The sequence below is a fragment of the Streptomyces sp. NPDC008317 genome (genome assembly GCF_042955955.1).
Classification (GTDB): domain Bacteria; phylum Actinomycetota; class Actinomycetes; order Streptomycetales; family Streptomycetaceae; genus Actinacidiphila.
The window spans coordinates 522,709-539,710 of sequence record NZ_JBIBFQ010000002.1 but is presented as its reverse complement, the minus strand read 5'-3'; the positions used below and the strand labels follow the sequence as shown (position 1 = coordinate 539,710).

Annotated in this window: 11 protein-coding genes; 3 read left to right on the top strand and 8 right to left on the bottom strand. The window is 70.4% G+C overall.

Annotated elements, in window-relative coordinates; translation table 11 throughout:
* The first annotated feature begins 133 nt into the window (after nt 1–133).
* Nucleotides 134–1,117, top strand: a complete 984-nt coding sequence (locus ACFY9V_RS07405; protein ID WP_391160593.1) for an endonuclease/exonuclease/phosphatase family protein — start codon at nt 134–136, stop codon at nt 1,115–1,117.
* A 152-nt stretch (nt 1,118–1,269) separates the two neighbouring features.
* Nucleotides 1,270–2,634 carry a glycosyltransferase 87 family protein gene (locus ACFY9V_RS07400; RefSeq protein WP_391160591.1) on the top strand — a complete coding sequence of 455 codons (1,365 nt, stop codon included), beginning with the start codon at nt 1,270–1,272 and terminating at the stop codon, nt 2,632–2,634.
* Here ACFY9V_RS07400 and ACFY9V_RS07395 read toward each other — a convergent pair.
* The 7 genes from ACFY9V_RS07395 to ACFY9V_RS07365 form a co-directional block, all read right to left on the bottom strand.
* Nucleotides 2,540–4,159, bottom strand: a complete 1,620-nt coding sequence (locus tag ACFY9V_RS07395) for a N,N-dimethylformamidase beta subunit family domain-containing protein (RefSeq protein WP_391160025.1) — start codon at nt 4,157–4,159, stop codon at nt 2,540–2,542. The genes ACFY9V_RS07400 and ACFY9V_RS07395 overlap by 95 nt on opposite strands.
* A gap of 127 nt (nt 4,160–4,286) precedes the next feature.
* Nucleotides 4,287–6,047 (bottom strand): NAD+ synthase, encoded by a 1,761-nt coding sequence (locus ACFY9V_RS07390; protein WP_391043735.1) that lies wholly within the window; start codon nt 6,045–6,047, stop codon nt 4,287–4,289.
* A gap of 347 nt (nt 6,048–6,394) precedes the next feature.
* Nucleotides 6,395–8,032 (bottom strand): alpha-amylase family glycosyl hydrolase, encoded by a 1,638-nt coding sequence (locus ACFY9V_RS07385; RefSeq protein ID WP_355334474.1) that lies wholly within the window; start codon nt 8,030–8,032, stop codon nt 6,395–6,397.
* Nucleotides 8,033–8,154: 122 nt separating this feature from the next.
* Nucleotides 8,155–9,045 (bottom strand): carbohydrate ABC transporter permease, encoded by an 891-nt coding sequence (locus ACFY9V_RS07380; protein WP_355334473.1) that lies wholly within the window; start codon nt 9,043–9,045, stop codon nt 8,155–8,157.
* A gap of 14 nt (nt 9,046–9,059) precedes the next feature.
* Complete coding sequence (locus tag ACFY9V_RS07375; RefSeq protein WP_355334470.1) at nt 9,060–10,016, bottom strand: sugar ABC transporter permease; 957 nt, start codon at nt 10,014–10,016, stop codon at nt 9,060–9,062.
* A gap of 83 nt (nt 10,017–10,099) precedes the next feature.
* Nucleotides 10,100–11,512, bottom strand: a complete 1,413-nt coding sequence (locus ACFY9V_RS07370; protein ID WP_355334468.1) for an extracellular solute-binding protein — start codon at nt 11,510–11,512, stop codon at nt 10,100–10,102.
* 574 nt (nt 11,513–12,086) lie between these two features.
* Nucleotides 12,087–13,112 (bottom strand): LacI family DNA-binding transcriptional regulator, encoded by a 1,026-nt coding sequence (locus ACFY9V_RS07365; protein ID WP_188279764.1) that lies wholly within the window; start codon nt 13,110–13,112, stop codon nt 12,087–12,089.
* Nucleotides 13,113–13,282: 170 nt separating this feature from the next.
* Here ACFY9V_RS07365 and ACFY9V_RS07360 point away from each other — a divergent pair, with 170 nt between their 5' ends.
* Nucleotides 13,283–15,529: a discoidin domain-containing protein gene (locus ACFY9V_RS07360; protein WP_391160022.1), complete on the top strand. Its 2,247-nt coding sequence runs from the start codon at nt 13,283–13,285 to the stop codon at nt 15,527–15,529.
* Here the strand turns inward: ACFY9V_RS07360 and ACFY9V_RS07355 are convergent.
* Nucleotides 15,517–16,785 (bottom strand): helix-turn-helix domain-containing protein, encoded by a 1,269-nt coding sequence (locus ACFY9V_RS07355; RefSeq protein ID WP_391160020.1) that lies wholly within the window; start codon nt 16,783–16,785, stop codon nt 15,517–15,519. The two genes, ACFY9V_RS07360 and ACFY9V_RS07355, sit on opposite strands and share 13 nt — an antisense overlap.
* Between the last annotated feature and the right edge of the window lie 217 nt (nt 16,786–17,002).

Here is a 17,002-nt window from a genome sequence, read left to right as displayed (position 1 = left end):
GAACCCGCCGCACCCCGCTGTCCGTCGGTTCTCATAACGATCCCCTAAGGTCGGCAGAGCACCCGGCAAGGCAGTGAGGACCCTCATGACCCAGGCGCAGAGCGGCACGGACGCGACCACGGACGGCAGCGCCATGCCGCCCAGGAACGCCTCCGGAGCCCGCGCCCGGTTCCGTCACTGGTGGCAGCCCGAAGGCATGTGGCGGCGCGGCGTCATTCTCGCCGTCGTCGCCGTCCTCGTGGCCGTCCTGCTGCTCGTGCACGCCGACCTGCCCAACCGGATCGGCAACCTCGGCAGTCTGCTGGAGACCTTCCTGCCCTGGATCGGCCTGGCCGTGCCGCTGCTGCTGGTGGCCGCCGTGCTGCGGCGCTCCACGACCGCGCTGATCGCCCTGCTGCTGCCGTCGGTGATCTGGCTCAACCTCTTCGGCGGCCTGGTCACCGACAAGACGTCCTCCGGCGGCGATCTGACGGTGCTCACCCACAATGTGAACGCCGAGAACCCGGACCCCGACGGCACCGCCAAGGACGTCATCGCGGCCGGCGCCGACATCGTCGCCCTGGAGGAACTGGCCGAGAGCCAGGCGCCCCGCTACGCGCGCGACCTCGCCGCCGCCTACCCGTACCACTCGGTGCAGGGCACGGTCGGGCTGTGGAGCAAGTACCCGCTGTCCGGGGTGCGCACGGTGGACATCAAGATGGGGTGGACCCGCGCCATGCGGGCCGCGGTGAAGACCCCGGACGGCCAGGTCGCGGTGTACGTGGCGCATCTGCCGTCCGTGCGGGTGAAGTTCAACGCCGGATTCACCGCGGGACAGCGCGACAACGCGGCCGACGCGCTCGGCCGGGCCATCGCGGACGAGAACCTGCACAGCGTGGTGCTGCTCGGCGACCTCAACGGCACCATGAACGACCGGGCGCTGGCCTCGGTCACCTCGCAGATGCGCTCCACGCAGGGCGCGGCGGGCAACGGCTTCGGCTTCAGCTGGCCCGCGTCCTTCCCGATGGCCAGGATCGACCAGATCATGGTCAAGGGCATCGAGCCCAAGGCGTCCTGGACCCTGCCGAAGACCGGCAGCGACCACCTCCCGGTCGCCGCCCGCCTCCAGGTGCCGTAGCCCCTCCGCACACGGCTTTCCCGCGGCTCGGCGCGCTCCGCCGGATGGCGCACCGAGGTGGCGGCGCGGCGGCGGTTGCGCGAGCGTGACCCGCAGGTGCTCGTCGCCGGCGCCCGGTCCGCTGCCGTGAGGGTGTCGCCATGCAAGAACCGATGTCCGCCGCCGCGCGCAGACGCGGGTGGCGTGAGTGGCTTTCCCCCGCCCGGGCCGCCGTCGCCGCCGGGTGGTGCCTGCTGTCCGTCGCGGGCGTGTGGCTGGTGCAGCGCCTGGTGCGGGTCTCGATGATCGACGTGATGGTCTACCGGGCGGCGGGCTGGACGGTACGCACCGGCGGCGACCTGTACTCGCTGCGCGCCGACGGACTGCCGATGACGTATCCGCCGTTCGCGGGACTGCTGTTCGTCCCGCTGACCTGGCTGGACGTGGGCGCCATGCGCACCGCCGCGACCGTGGCGAATCTGCTGCTCGCGGTGGCCTTCGCCGCCCTGTCGCTGCGGCTGGTCGACCGGCGGCCGACCGTGGCGTCCGCGCTGCTCCTGACCGCGCTGGTGGTGTGGTGCGAGCCGGTCTGGGCGACCCTGCGCTACGGGCAGGTCAATCTGCTGCTCGCCGTGCTGGTGCTGGCCGACCTCACCTGCCGGGCCGACCGCAGGTGGGCGGGGGTCGGCATCGGCATCGCCGCGGGCATCAAGCTCACCCCGGTGCTGTTCGTCGCGCTGCTCGCCCTGGCCGCCTTCACCACCCGCGGGCGCGGCACCCCGTATCTGCGCCGCGCGTCGGTCGCGGCCGGGACCTTCGCGGCCACCGTCGGAGTCGCCGCGCTGGCCCTCCCGCACGACTCGGTCCGCTACTGGACCCAGGACGTCTTCTCGCCCGACCGCGCCGGTTACGCCGAAGAGGTCGCCAACCAGTCGCTGCGCGGCGTCCTGGCCCGGCTGACGCACAGCGGCGACCCCGGCACGCTCTGGCTCTGCGTCGCGCTCGCCGTCGCTCTCGCGGGACTGGCCGTCGCGGTGGGCGCGCTCACGGCCGGGGACCGGCTGCCGTTCGCCGCCGCCTGGGCCGCGGTCTCCTGCGGTGTGACGGCCCTCCTGGTCAGCCCGGTGTCGTGGACCCACCACTGGGTCTGGGCGGTGCCCATGGCCGTGCTGCTCGTCGCCGAGGGGGTACGCCGCCACGACCGGCGGTGGGTCTGGGGCGCGGCGGCGGCCGTCCTGGTGTTCTGCTCGTACGCGCTCTGGGCCCTCCCGCACGGCCGGGGACGCCCCGAACTGCGCGAGAACCCCGCCCAGATGCTCCTCGCGGCCTGCTACCCGCTGGCCGGGCTCGCCTTCCTCGCCGTCGCGGGCCGCGTGGTGACCACGGCGCTGCGCACCGAGTCCCCGCCCCCGGCCCGCGCGGCGCGCTCCCGCGGAGCCCGCCTCAGGTCCCGTACAGCCGGCTCACGTTCGCCCGCGGGGCGGGCCGGGAAGCGGCGGCCCGCCCCGCGGCGAAGCCGGTCAGCAGATTCTCCGTGACCTTGGTGACGAACGTCCGGGTGCGCTCGTCCATGCCGTGGTCGCGGCCCATCAGACCGGTGCCCGCCATCAGCCCCTCGACCCAGCGCATCGTCCCGGTGGCGAAGACGCCCGCGCCGCCGGGCACCGTGTAGTACGCCGAGTCCGAGTGGCTGGCGCGGCCGTCGCACACCAGCGGCGAGTGGGCGACGACCTCGATCGGCGCCGGAGTCGGGTAGCCGGGGTCCACCCGGTCGTACTCGACGCCGACCAGGTGCGCGAAGCGGTCGCCCCGCGCGGCGCCGGTGCCCGCGAAGAGCCAGTGGTCGGCGCTCTCCACCACGTACGGGGCGTCGGTCGGATACCCCTCGTAGATGACGCCGGTCAGCGAGGACTCGGGGTCGGGGGCGGGCCGGGCGCGGAAGTCGTTGGTCGGCTTCGCCGGGTCGCGCGCGAGGCCGGGGTCACTCTGATAGTCGGTCTTGTAGCAGACCACGGTGCGCGGTTCGCCGCCCCGGACGGCTTCGAGGCGGACCCGCCGGAAGCAGGTGTTCGCGCCGAGGAAGACCAGATTGGTGCCCGCGTCCCGCGCCGCCGTGACGTGCGCGCGCTGCTCCGGCGTCCAGTACTCGTCGTGGCCGAGCGCCACGGCCGTGGTCGCGCCGCGCAGCACGCCGGGGTCGCGGTGGACGTCGATCCCCGTCGTGTACGCCAGCGGCAGCCCGAGCCGCTCGGCGAAAACCACCAGGGCGCGTTCGTACACCAGGAACTTCTCGGCGCCGTTCTTCGCGTACGGCCGGTCGAACGACACGGCAAGCGACCGGTCTCCGTAGCCGCCGTCCCGGCCGTTGTAGAGGCTGTAGCCGCCCCAGTCGTTGTACGCCTGCCAGGTCGCGGGCGCGTGCATGATCAGGGTCCGGCCGGTGGCCGCGGCCGAGCGGACCACGAGCGGGACGTACCGCTGATGGCCGTCGTCGGAGGTGAGCAGCAGCAGATAGGCGCCCTCGGGCCAGCCGTCGGTGGGGACGTCGAGGCCGCGCTCCCAGCCCGCCGTCACGGTCCTGGTGGACCCGGACGTCCTGGGCCCCGGCTGCCGGTGCCCCGCCGTCCGCGGCGACGTCCACACCCGTGTGGCCTGGGACCCGCCGTACCAGCCGACCCGGTAGGCGGCGACGCGGAAGCCGGGCGCGGTCGTCGACACGTACAGCCCCACGCGCTCACCGGGCCGGACGCTGACCCTGTCGGCGTACCCCTCGATCGCGTCCGGCGGTCCCAGCGAGCGGATCCGCCAGTCGTCGGTGCCCGCCCGCCGGACGGGGGTGGGGCCGCTGGTGGGGGTGCGGCGCACCGCGGCGGAGCCGCTGTCGCACCCGGCCGCCGCCGCGCCGACCACCCCGGCGACGGCCGCGTGGAGCACGCGCCGCCGGGCCGGACCGGGCGGCGCGCCGTCGTCGGCGGGACGGGCGTACGGGCCGGGCGGCGGGCCCTGGGCGCCCGGCTGGGGCGCCGGGCCCTTCGCGGCCGGGTGCTCGCGTTCGTCGTCCACTTCCGCGTCCCCTTCCCGGTGCGCCGGGCGCTGGGGCGCGGCTCGGCTCCGTCAGGACGATCCTGCGCGTGATCCGGCCGCCCGCGGCTCCGGCGCGCCGAACGCGGCGGTCACCGGGCGGTGTTGGTCAGCTCTGCTCGCCCTCGCGCCAGCGGTTGGTGATCGGCAGCCTGCGGTCCTTGCCGAAGCCCTTCGCGGAGATCTTCGTGCCCGGCGGGTACTGCCGCCGCTTGTACTCGGCGGTGTCGGTCAGCTTGAGGATACGCGTCACCAACTCGGCGTCGAAGCCCGCCGCGATGATCGCCTCGCGGCCCTGGTCCCGGTCGACGTACATCTCCAGGACCCGGTCGAGGACGTCGTAGTCCGGCAGTGAGTCGGTGTCGACCTGGCCGGGGCGCAGCTCCGCGCTCGGCGGCTTCGCGATCGAGTTCTCCGGGATCGGCGGGGTCTCGCCGCGCGCCTCGGCGTCGGCGTTGCGCCAGCGCGCCAGCCGGAAGACGGTCGTCTTGTAGACGTCCTTGATCGGGCCGTACGCGCCGACCGAGTCGCCGTACAGCGTCGAGTACCCCACCGCCAGCTCGCTCTTGTTGCCCGGCGCGAGCACGATCTGGCCCTCCTGGTTGGAGATCCCCATCAGCGTGACGCCGCGCAGCCGCGATTGGAGGTTCTCCTCGGCGAGGCCGGTCAGCGACAGCGACGCCATGTAGGCGTCGAACATCGGGGCGATCGACACCGTACGGAGATTGAGGCCGGTCCTGCGGGCCAGCTCCGCCGCGTCGCCCTTGGAGTGGTCCGAGGAGTACGCCGACGGCATCGACACGCCGTACACGTTCGCCGCGCCGATCGCGTCGACCGCGATGGCGGCCACCAGGGCCGAGTCGATGCCGCCGGACAGACCGATCAGCACCGAGCGGAAGCCGTTCTTCTCGACGTACGCGCGCAGGCCGGTGACCAGCGCGCCGTAGATCTCGGCGTCGTCGGTCAGCCGCTCGGCCTCGCCGCCGGTGAACTCCGCCGGATACGGTTCGACCGGCGCCTCGGAGAGCGTCACATGGCGGATCTCCAGGCCGTCGGCCACCCGCCCGGACGGCGCCCGCCCGGGCGCGGCGGGCAGGTCGAGGTCGAGCAGCACGCACTCCTCGGCGAACTGCGGGGCCCGCGCGATCACCTCGCCGTCCTCGCCGACGACGATCGTGTCGCCGTCGAAGACCAGTTCGTCCTGGCCGCCGACCATCGCCAGATACGCCAGCGTGCAGCCCGCCTCCCGCGCGCGCCTGCGCACCAGGTCCAGGCGCGTGTCGTCCTTGTCCCGCTCGTACGGCGACGCGTTGACCGACAGCAGCAGACCGGCGCCGGCCGCGCGGGCCGCCGGGACCCGGCCGCCGTCCTGCCACAGGTCCTCGCAGATCGCCAGCGCCACGTCCACGCCCCGCACCCGGATCACCGGCATGGTGTCGCCCGGCACGAAGTACCGGAATTCGTCGAAGACCCCGTAGTTGGGCAGGTGGTGCTTGGCGAAGCGCAGCGCCACCTCACCGCCGTGCAGCACCGCCGCGCAGTTCTGCGGCGCCCCCGCGGGCTGCCCGAACCTCGGCCGCGCGTTCTCGCTGCGGCCCAGATACCCCACGACCACCGGCAGCTCGCCCAGGCCCTCGTCCGCCAGCCGCTTCGCCAGCGCCACCAGGGCCGCGCGGCTCGCGTCCACGAACGAGGCGCGCAGCGCCAGATCCTCCACCGGGTACCCGGTGAGCATCATCTCGGGAAACGCCGCCAGGTGCGCTCCGCGCGCGGACGCGTGATGGGCCCAGCGCACGACGGTCTCGGTGTTCCCGGCGATGTCGCCGACGCGGGAGTCGATCTGATTCAGGGCGAGGCGTAGTTGAGGCATGGCCTCATCTTAATCGTCAATGCGACGAGATGTCGCCCGGGGTGCCCGTGCCCAGGAGGTCGGCCCCGAGGGGGCGCGGGGAACCGCGCGGCCACCGCCCGGCCACCTCGCGGTGCAGGGCAGACCCCAAGGGGCGCGGGGAACCGCGCGCTCAGCCACCGTGCTCCCGCAGGTCACCACCGGCCCCCGCGGGGCGGATCGGTTGTCTCCGGGCCACCGGCCCGTTGGTGGCTGGCCGCGCGGTTCCCCGCGCCCCTCACAAATTCGGCGTACCGCCCCGGTCAGGGAACCGGCCGGGGCCGCGCCCCGGAGAAGATCGGCTTACCGTCCCTCGCGAGAAAATCGTTTCAGCGGCGCAGCCAGACGGCGGTGTCGGCGGGGATACGGCCGTCGAGGAGAGGTCCGCTGGTGAGCAGGAGCTCACTGTGCGCGGGCAGCTCCGCGGGAGTGTCGGCCAGGTTGACGACGCAGACGAACGCGTCGGTGCGGCTGAAGGCGAGGACGCCCGGGTCGGAGTCGAGCCAGTGCATGGGACCGTCGCCCAGACCGGCCTCGGCGCTGCGAATCCGCAGCGCCGCCCGGTACAGCGAGAGCATCGACGCCGGGTCGGCGGACTGGATCTCGGCGGTGCGCCCCGCCCAGTCGGCCGGCTGCGGAAGCCACGGCTCCGCCGAACCCTCGGGGCTGAAGCCGAACGGCGAGGAGTCACCGGACCAGGGCAGCGGCACACGGCAGCCGTCCCGGCCGGGGTCGGTGCCGCCGGACCGCAGGTACATCGGGTCCTGGAGCTTGGCCGCCGGAATGTCCTCGACCTCGGGCAGCCCCAGCTCCTCGCCCTGGTAGAGGTAGACGGATCCGGGCAGCGCCAGGGTCAGCAGCGCGGCGGCCCGCGCCCTGCGGGTGCCCAGCTCCAGGTCGGTCGGGATGCCGAACGCCTTGGTCGCGAAGTCGAAGCCGGTGTCGACCCGCCCGTAGCGGGTGACCGTACGCGTCACGTCGTGGTTGCACAGCACCCACGTGGCGGGCGCGCCCACCGGCTCGTGCGCGGCCAGCGTCGTCTCGATGGACTTGCGGAGCTGCTCCGGCGCCCAGGGGCAGGCGAGGAAGTCGAAGTTGAACGCGGTGTGCATCTCGTCCGGCCGCAGATAGTGCGCGAAACGCACCGCGTCCGGCAGCCACACCTCGCCGACCAGGATCCGCGTGTTGTCGTATCCGTCGGCGATCCGCCGCCAGCCGCGGTAGATCTCGTGCAGGTCGTCCCGGTCGATGTACGGGTGCGGGGCGGCCGGGTCGCTGCTCAGGTCGGGCAGCTCCGGGTCCTTGGCGACCATCGCGGCGGAGTCGATCCGTACGCCGCCCGCGCCGCGGTCGAACCAGAACCGCAGGATGTCCTCGTGCTCGGCCCGGACGTCCGGGTGGTTCCAGTTGAGGTCGGGCTGCTCGGAGTCGAAGAGGTTCAGGAACCAGTCGCCGGGCGTGCCGTCCGGGTCGGTCGTCCTCGTCCAGGCCGGGCCGCCGAACTGCGAAGGCCAGTTGTTCGGCGGCAGCTCGCCGTCGTCGCCGCGGCCGGGGCGGAACCAGAAGCGGTCGCGCGCGGGCGATCCGGGACCGGCCGCCAGCGCCTCGCGGAACCACGGGTGGGCCGCCGATATGTGGTTCGGCACGATGTCGATGATCGTCCTGATGCCCAGCGCCAGGCCCTCGGAGATCAGCTTCTCGGCCTCGGCGAGCGTGCCGAAGACCGGGTCGATGTCCCGGTAGTCGGCCACGTCGTATCCGCCGTCGGCCATCGGCGACGGGTACCAGGGGTTGAACCAGAGGGCGTTGACGCCCAGCTCGGCCAGGTAGGGCAGCCGGGAACGCACCCCGGCGAGGTCTCCGGTGCCGTCGCCGTTGCTGTCGGCGAAGCTCCGCGGATAGACCTGGTAGATGACCGCGCCGCGCCACCAGTTCTCGTCGGCCTCGGGCTGAGGGGTGTCTGCCACGTCAACGTCCTTTCGGGCAGGTGGGACCCCGCCGCCGGCCCCGGAGGCGGGGATGTGGGCATAGAGGCCGGCGGCGGAGTGCTTGGGGGTGCGTTACGGAAGGCTTGCGGTCCGGTGACCCGTCAGCCCTTGAGGCTGCCCGCGGTCAGGCCGGACATGATGTTGCGCTGGAAGAGCAGGAAGATCAGCAGGGTCGGCACCGCGGAGATGGCCAGCGCGGCGATCAGCACGTTCTGCGGTACGCCCTGCGAGAGCGAGTTGATGCCGATGTTGATCGGCTGGTTCTTCGGGTCGGGCTCCACCAGCATCGGCCAGAGGAAGTCCTTCCAGACGTTGACCACCGCGAAGATCGACACGACGCCGAGGATCGGACGCGACATCGGCAGCACGATCGACCACAGCGTGCGCAGCGGCCCGGCGCCGTCGATCTTCGCCGCGGACATCAGATCCTCGGGAATCGAGTCGAAGAATCGCTTCAGCAGGAAGATGTTGAAGCCGTTGGCCACCGTGGGCAGCCAGATCGCCCACGGGGTGCCGATCAGGTTCACGTGCAGCAGCGGCAGGTCGAGGACCGTCATGTACTGCGGCACGATCAGCACCGCCGCCGGGATCATCAGGGTGGCGAGCATCATGCCGAGGATCAGATTGCCGAGCACCGGCCGGAGCTTGGAGATCGCGTACGCCGCCGCCACGTCGAAGACGAGTTGCAGCAGCAGCGCGCCGAACGCGTAATAGAAGGTGTTGAAGAGCAGCCGGGCGATCTTCAGCTCGCTCCAGGCGTCCGAGTAGTTGCTCGCCTTCGGGTGTTTCGGGAAGAGCGTCGGCGGATTCGCCAGGACTTCCTGGGCCGACTTGAAGCCGCCGGTCACCATCCAGTAGAGCGGGCCGAGGAACACCAGGGTGAAGACCAGGATGACCAGGCTCAGCACGGTCCAGTAGACGAATTTCGCCCGCGGTCGGCTCAAAGCGGCCGACGAGATCAGGGTCCGGTTTTGCTGGGTGAACGCTGCCATGTCCGTCTTCCGTCCTAGTCGCTGTTCCGGCTCAGCCGCGCGTACACACCGGAGAATCCGGCCAGCACCAGCAGCAGGAAAAGGCCCAGCGCCGCGGCGCTTCCGAAATTGTTGTAGCGGAACGCGTACTGGTAGACCATGTACACGACCGTCGTGGTGGAGTTCTCCGGGCCGTTGCCGCCGGTCAGCAGATAGACGTTGGTGAACTCCTGCATGGTCGCCACGATCTGGAGCAGCAGCATGAGTGAGAGCACCATGCGGGTTTGCGGGATCGTGACGTGCCAGATCTTGCTGAACAGCCCGGCTCCGTCCAGGTCGGCGGCCTCGTACAGCTCGCCGGGGATGTTCTGGAGCGCCGCCAGATAGATCAGCGTGGCGCTTCCCATGCTCATCCAGGTGGCCGCGATCACCACCGAGATCATCGCCGTGTGCGACGAGTCCAGCCATGCGGAGGTCGGCAGGTGCAGGGTCTTCAGAATGTGGTTGAAGAGCCCGTACTCCGGGTTGTAGAAGTACTTGAACAGCAGCACACCGGCGACCGGCGGAAGCATCACCGGCAGATACACCAGAATGCGCAGGTACGCCTGTGCGTGCCGCAGTTCATTGAGCAGGATCGCCACGAAGAACGGCACGATGAAGCCGATCACCAGCGCGTACACCGTGAATTGCAGGGTGTTGCGCCAGGCCGTCCAGAAATACGGGTCGTGGTAGACCTGCTTGAGATTGTCGAAGCCCACCCAGGTGGTGACACCGCGCTTGGTCTTCTGGAAGCTCATGATGAACTCGCGGACCATCGGGTACCACGAGAAGAACCCGAAGCAGAGGACCGCGCCGATCAGGAAGCCGTACGCCTGGACGTTCTGCCGGACTTTACGGCTCAGGCCGGAACGGCGCTGCGTTCCATCGGGCTGACCAACGGGACGCCCGGCGTGGCGCCTACTCGATTTCTCGGGGACGGTTGTCGCCGCCATGGGTGCTCCTCGACTGAAGTGATGCGTCGGGCCGGTACCGCTGAGCGGGGGCCGGTCGCCGGACCGGCCCCCGCGGGCTGTCGTTACTGAGAGGCGGCCAGGAGGCTGTTGACCTGGGACTCGGCAGTGGAGAGCAGCTTGGAGATGTCAGCGTTCTTGTTGGTCAGAACACCGGACATCACCGTGTCGAGCACGGTGTAGATCTTCTGGGCGTTCGGCGGCTCGGGCTTCACGGGCACCTGGGCGTCGACGTACGTCTTGAAGTTCTCGACCGGGACGGTCGCGTTCGCGGCCTTGGTGGAGTTGTCCTTCTCCTTCGACGCGCCGGTGAAGAAGAAGGGCTGCGGGAGACCGACGGGCAGGCCGTCCGTCTTGTTCCGCGGGTAGTTGAACTGGCCCTTCTCGAGGGTCAGGTACTTGAAGTTGATCCAGGCGATGCCGGCCTTGATCTGGTCCGGGGAGGCCGACTTCTTGAACATGTAGTCGGCGCCGCCGAACAGCGAGGTCTTGCCGCCGGGGATCGGGGCCATGCCGAGGTCCTCGAACTTGGCCTTGTACTGCTGGACGACCAGCGGGATGTCGTCGGGAGCGCCGACGTACATGCCGACGACGCCGGTGCCCATCGCCTTCTGGACGTCGCCCCACTCCTTGCCCGGGGTGGCGGGCATGCTGTTGTCCGTCCAGCGCATGTCGTGCAGCGTGGTCAGCAGGGTCTTGGCGCTGTCGTCGTTGAACGTCGCCTTCTTGCCGTCCTCGGACACCATGGTGCCGCCGAGGCCGTACAGCTCGGACGTGAAGTGCCAGCCGCCCTGGTTGCCGCCGGCGTTCTCGATGAAGCCGTGGATGCCCTTGCTGCCGAGCTTGTCCTCGATCTGCTTGGAGGCGGCGCGGACGCCTTCCCACGTGGTGGGCGGGTTGTTCGGGTCCAGACCGGCGTCCTTGAAGATCTTCCGGTTGTAGATCAGGCCCATCTGGTAGTTCGAGGTGGGCAGACCGTACAGCTTGCCGCCGTCCTTGAGGACGTCGAGGACACCGGGGTCGATGTCCTTGAGGTTCGGGACCGTCTTGTCGTTGACGTATTCCGTGATGTCGGCCGCCTGGCCGGCGTCCAGCACCTGCTGGAGGTCGGTCATGTACGTGTAGAACGCGTCGGTCTGGCTACCGCCCTGGAGCTGGGCGGTGAACTTGGCCGGGTCCTCGCAAGGGAACGCGTCCTTGCTGTTGACCGTGACGTTCGGGTACGTCTTGTTGAACTCGGCGACGTCGTCGATCCACTGCTGGCGCTCGGCCTTCTTCGTGGTCGGCGGCTCACAGTCGACCGTGATCGACACCTTGGTCTTCGGGTCCAAGGGGGTGCCGGCGCTGCTGGAGCTGCTGCTGGCCTTCGTTCCCGGGTCATCCTTCTTGTCGTCGCTGCTGGAACACGCGGCAGCGGACAATCCGATGCCCGCGACCAGCGCGACCGCCACCAGTCTGCGGTAGCCGATTCTGCTCATGTTCAAAACCCTTTCCCCTGAACCACTGCGCGTCGTTGGACTGCGATCTGGGACCCCCGCGGCACATGGTGCACGTGATGCTCGGCGCAGTTGCACGCCGCCGTTTCGGGTTGGCTCAACGTACTTAACCCGATAGATGTCCGCAAGATGTCGCGCGAATTTCGCAAAGACACGACTTGGTTACGACGTCGGACGGCTCGCAAGTGGAAGCGGGGTCACCGGCCGTGTGCTCGCGGACGGCCCGTGACGGCCCCTCCGCGGGCCCGGCGCGGGCCGGGCCGGAGGGGGTGCCCACGGGCCCGGGAGGGTCGCCCGGCGGGCCCCAGGGGGCCGCGGGTGGTCGCGGGCTGCCGCGACGGGGAGCGGCGGCCGGGTGCCGGGTCGGGCCGCGGCCGGCGGGTCGCCGGGGGAGCGGACGGCGGCGCCGGGGCGGGAGCACGGCTCTCCGCCCCTGCGCCGCGGTGGCATGGCTGAGCTCGGGCCGAGCCCGGGACGGGCTCAGCCCAGGTCCTGGCCCTGATCCTGGCTCGGGCCCTGGCTCAGGTCCGGGTTCGCGGGTGATCGTGGTGCGGGGTCAGACGTTGGCGCGGGCCTCCGGGTGGGGGAGGCGGGAGGGGTGCGGGGCGGGACCGGTGGAACCGCGTACTACCAGTTCCGGTTCGAAGAACAGCTCGTCGTGGTCGACCGACGCCCCGCTGATCTCTCCGGCCAGCAGGTCCACGGCCGCCCGGCCCATCGCCTCGATCGGCTGCCGGACGGTGGTCAGCGGCGGCTCGGTGCAGTTCATCAGCGACGAGTCGTCGTAACCGATTACCGACACGTCCTCCGGCACCGAGAGCCGCCGTCTGCGAGCCGCCCTTATGGTGCCGAGCGCCAGCAGGTCGCTCGCGCAGATGAAGGCCGTGATGCCGCGCGCGAGCAGCCGGCTGGCCGCCGCCTGGCCGCCCTCCAACGTGAACAGCGCGTGCTCGACGGTCACCGACGGGTCGACCCGGCGGGCGGCGGCGAGCTTGCGGCGCGACGGTACGTGGTCGGGCGGGCCGAGCACGAGGGCTATCCGCTGATGGCCGAGCGAGATGAGGTGGTTCATCGCCTGCTCGACCGCGACCGCGTCGTCACAACTGACGCGCGGGAAGTCGAGATGGTCGATGGCCGCGTTCATCAGCACGGTGGGCAGATTGCGCTCGGCCAGCCGCGCGTAGTGGTCGTGCGGTGACTCGGCCTGGGCGTAGAGCCCGCCGAAGAAGACCACGCCGGAGACATGCTGCTGGAGCAGCAGTTCCACGTAGTCGGCCTCGGAGACGCCGCCCGCGGTCTGGGTGCACAGCACCGGGGTGAAGCCCTGCTGCGCCAGCGCGCCGCCGACCACCTCGGCGAAAGCCGGGAAGATCGGATTTTGCAGCTCGGGCATGACCATGCCGACCAGCCGGGCGCGTTCCCCCCGGAGCTGGGTGGGCCGTTCGTAACCGAGCACGTCAAGAGCGGTGAGGACCGCTGCCCGGGTTCCGTCGGAGACGCCAGGCTTCCCGTTCAGCACGCGGCTGACGGTGGCCTCACTCACCCCGACCTTCTTTGCCACCTCGGCAAGTCGTCGTGTCATGGCGTCGATTCTAGTACAGGTGGCGCAAGTTTCTTGCGGTGAATTTGCGAGATCTCTGCAAGCCATCCAAATTTTGCGAAATCCAATCGACATCTTGCTGTCTCATGCATGACATCTCTAGGGTGTGCGTCACCTCTGTGACTCCAGTCAGAAGGGACACCCCCCACCCCATGGACAACAGACGTCGTTCCACGGCCTGGTTGGCTTCCGCCACCGCGGCGGCGGTCGTCGCGGGCGGGCTCGCGCTCGCCGTGACGGCCCAGTCGGCCAGCGCCGCCCCCTCCGTATCGACCGTCTCGCCCTTCGCCGTGAGCGGAGGCGCGAGCGTCCCGTTCACCGAGTACGAGGCCGAGGCCGCCGCCACCAACGGCTCGGCGGTCGGCCCCGACTACACCCAGTCCACCGTCGCCTCCGAGGCGTCGGGCCGCCGCGCGGTCAGCCTCAACGGCCAGGGCAAGTACGTCGAGTTCACCCTGACCGCCCCGGCCAACGCGGTGGATGTCGCCTACAACCTGCCGCGCGGCGCCTCAGGCACCGTCTCGGTCTACGTCAACGGCACCAAGATCAGCCAGAAGCTGGCGGTCACCGCGCAGTACAGCTACGTCGACACGTCGTGGATCGCCGGTTCCAAGACCCACCACTTCTTCGACGACTCGCGGATCAAGCTGGGCCAGAATCTGGCCGTCGGCGCCAAGGTCAAGCTCCAGCTCGACGCGGGCGACACCGGCCAGGCCACCATCGACGTCGCCGACTTCGAGCAGGTGGCGGGGGCGGCGAGCGCCCCGGCGAACTCCATATCCGTCGTCAGCAACGGCGCCGACGCCACCGGGAGCGCCGACTCCACCAGCGCCTTCAACACGACCATCGCCCAGGCGAAGTCGCAGGGCAAGGAGGTCTGGATCCCGTCCGGCGACTTCAAGCTGGGCTCCACCATCCAGGCCGACGGCGTCACCATCCGCGGCGCGGGCAACTGGTACTCCGTCCTGCACAGCTCGCACCTGATCGACCAGACCAGCGCGAGCGGCAACACCAAGCTGTACGACTTCGCCGTCTTCGGCGAGGTCAGCGTCCGCAACGACGGCTCGCCCGACAGCTTCGTCACCGGCAGCCTCGGGCCGAACTCGGTGGTCTCCGGGATCTGGGTGCAGCGCGAGAAGTGCGGTCTGTGGCTGACCGGCAACAACAACAACCTCGTGGTGCAGAACAACCGCATCCTCGGCACCACCGCCGACGGCCTCAACCTGGACGGCAGCGCCAACGGCGTCCAGGTGAAGAACAACTTCCTGCGCAACCAGGGCGACGACAGTCTCGCCATGTGGTCGCTCGGCGCGCCCGACACGGGCAACACCTTCAGCAACAACACCATCGTGCAGCCCAACCTGGCCAACGGCATCGCGATCTACGGCGGCAGCAACAACACCGTCTCCAACAACGTGATCGCCGACACCAACGCGCTCGGCGGCGGCATCGCCATCTCCAACCAGGCGTTCCTCCAGCCCTTCAACCCGCTGTCCGGCACCGTCACGGTCTCCGGCAACACCCTGATCCGTACCGGCGCGCTGAACCCCAACTGGGGCCACCCAATGGGTGCGTTGCGCGTGGACAGCTATGACTACGCGATCAACAACGACATCCGGATCAGCAACACGACCTTCATCGGCAGCCCGTACAGCGACTTCGAGTTCGTCTCCGGCGGCGGCCACGGCTACACCATCAACGGCGTGACCGTCAGCGGCGCGACGGCCAGCAACACCGGCACGGTCGTGGTGCAGGCCGAGACGCCCGGCTCCGCGACCTTCACCAATGTGACGGCCACCGGCACCGGCGCGACGGGTACGTACAACTGCTCCTACCCGGCGAACCTGCCCGCCTTCACCATCAACCGCGGTGCGGGCAACAGTGGTTGGGACAGCAACTGGAACGACTGCTCCACCTGGCCGCAGCCGGGCTCGGGCAACCCGACCACCCCGCCGACCACGCCCCCCACCACCCCGGCCTCCGGCAACCTGGCCCAGGGGCACCCGGCCTCCGACACCGGTCACTCCGATGTCTACGTCGCGGGCAACGCGGTGGACGGCAACGCCAACAGCTACTGGGAGAGCACCAACAACGCCTTCCCGCAGTCGCTGACCGTCGACCTCGGCGCGGCCAGGACCGTCGGCCGGGTCGTCCTCAAGCTCCCGCCCGCCACGGCGTGGGCCCCCCGTACCGAGACGCTGAGCGTCCTCGGCTCCACCGACAACAACACCTACAGCACGCTGAAGTCGTCCGCGGGCTACACCTTCAACCCCGCGAGCGGGAACACCGTCACCATCCCGGTGACTCCCGCGAGCGCCCGCTACGTACGGCTGACCATCACCGGCAACACCGGCTGGCCCGCGGGCCAGATCTCCGAGTTCGAGGTCTACTCCTCGTAGCGTGAGGGGTCGCGCGCCGGGCGGCGGTCCTCCGACAGGAGGCCGCCGTCCGGCGTTTCGCCGTTCTCCTGGAGGTGCAGCGCGCGCAGCGCGATCTCGGTGGCGAACCGGTCGTCGGGGCGGGCGAGTTGGTCGCCGAAAGCGCGGTCGAGGATACGGATCCGGTAGCGCACGGTCTGCGGGTGCACGCCGAGCTGGTCGGCGATCTGCGCCGCGGTGCCTCGGGTGGTCAGCCAGATCCGCAGGGTGTCGATCAGCCGGGCGCGCTGGGTGGCGGTCAGCCCGACCAGCGGCCCCAGATAGCGCTTGGCGATCTGCGCGACCAGCGCGGGATCGCCCAATAACCACAGCGGCAGCAGATGGTTCTCGCTCAGCGCCACCGAGTCGTCGTCGATGATCCCGGCGTCGGCCAGCGCCAGCGTGTGCCGGGCCCAGCGCAGCGAATCCGCGGCCTCGCTCAGCGAGGTGGTCAGCCCGATCGCCGCCCGGCAGCCGTTGAGCGCCGCGTGCAGCCGCTCCCGCCGCTCGTCGGTGAACGGTCCCGGCACCAGCAGATGCGGCTCCGGGTCCGCGAAGTCCATCAGGATGTCCTTGTCGAGCGCCGCCCCGGCCGGACGCGTGTCGGGGGCGACCGCGATCAGCGTCACCTCCTCCGGCAGCGGCCACGCCGAGTGCTCGGCCAGTTCCGCCAGCGCGCTGCGGGCCACGGAGGCGCCGTTGAGAATCCGCCGCAGCAGTCGGCGGCGGCGATTGTCGGGCTCCTCGCCCAGTTCCGCCATCGCCTGTACATAGCCCTCGCGGGAGAGTTCGGCGAGATCGCCCATGTACGCGAAGAGCGCGTCGGCGAAGGTCAGCATGAAGGACGCCGACAGGTTGTAGCGGCGGCCCACGCTGCGCACCCGGCGCAGCGCCACCTGGCAGCCGATGCGGTACGCGGCCTGGAGGTTGTCCAGGCTGCGGCCCTCGTACGCCTCGAAGCGGCCGAACTGGCGGCACAGGTCGTCGCGGAGCGCGGTGGTCGCGGTCGGCGCGGCCACCCGGTCGACGAAAGTGGCGATGCTCTGCTCGATACCGATTTTGATCACCCGGGCGTTCGGGCCCTCCAGCAAGTGGCCGTATTCGGGGATCGTGGTGACGATTTCCGTGGCCATCTCTTTTAAAAGGCTGGGGAGTTCCGGCCGCATGATGGCGGCGAACTCCCGTGGAATCGGACCGATTGATTCCGCCTGCTCCGGCGTCTGCCGCGTTACGGTCATGTCCGTACCCCCCTCCCGCGACGGCCCTGCTGGCCGGTGAACCGGTGAAGTGGTGTGCCACGCACGGTAGTCGCGGGCAACCTCGCTGCAACATAGACCAATCGCGTACGGAACGCAGCACCTTGCACACGGAAACGTGTCAGGCCCGCGACGGTGGGCGACGGTGACCGATGGCCATGGTTGCACTCCGGGTGATCGCCCGTCGGGCCGGCCGATG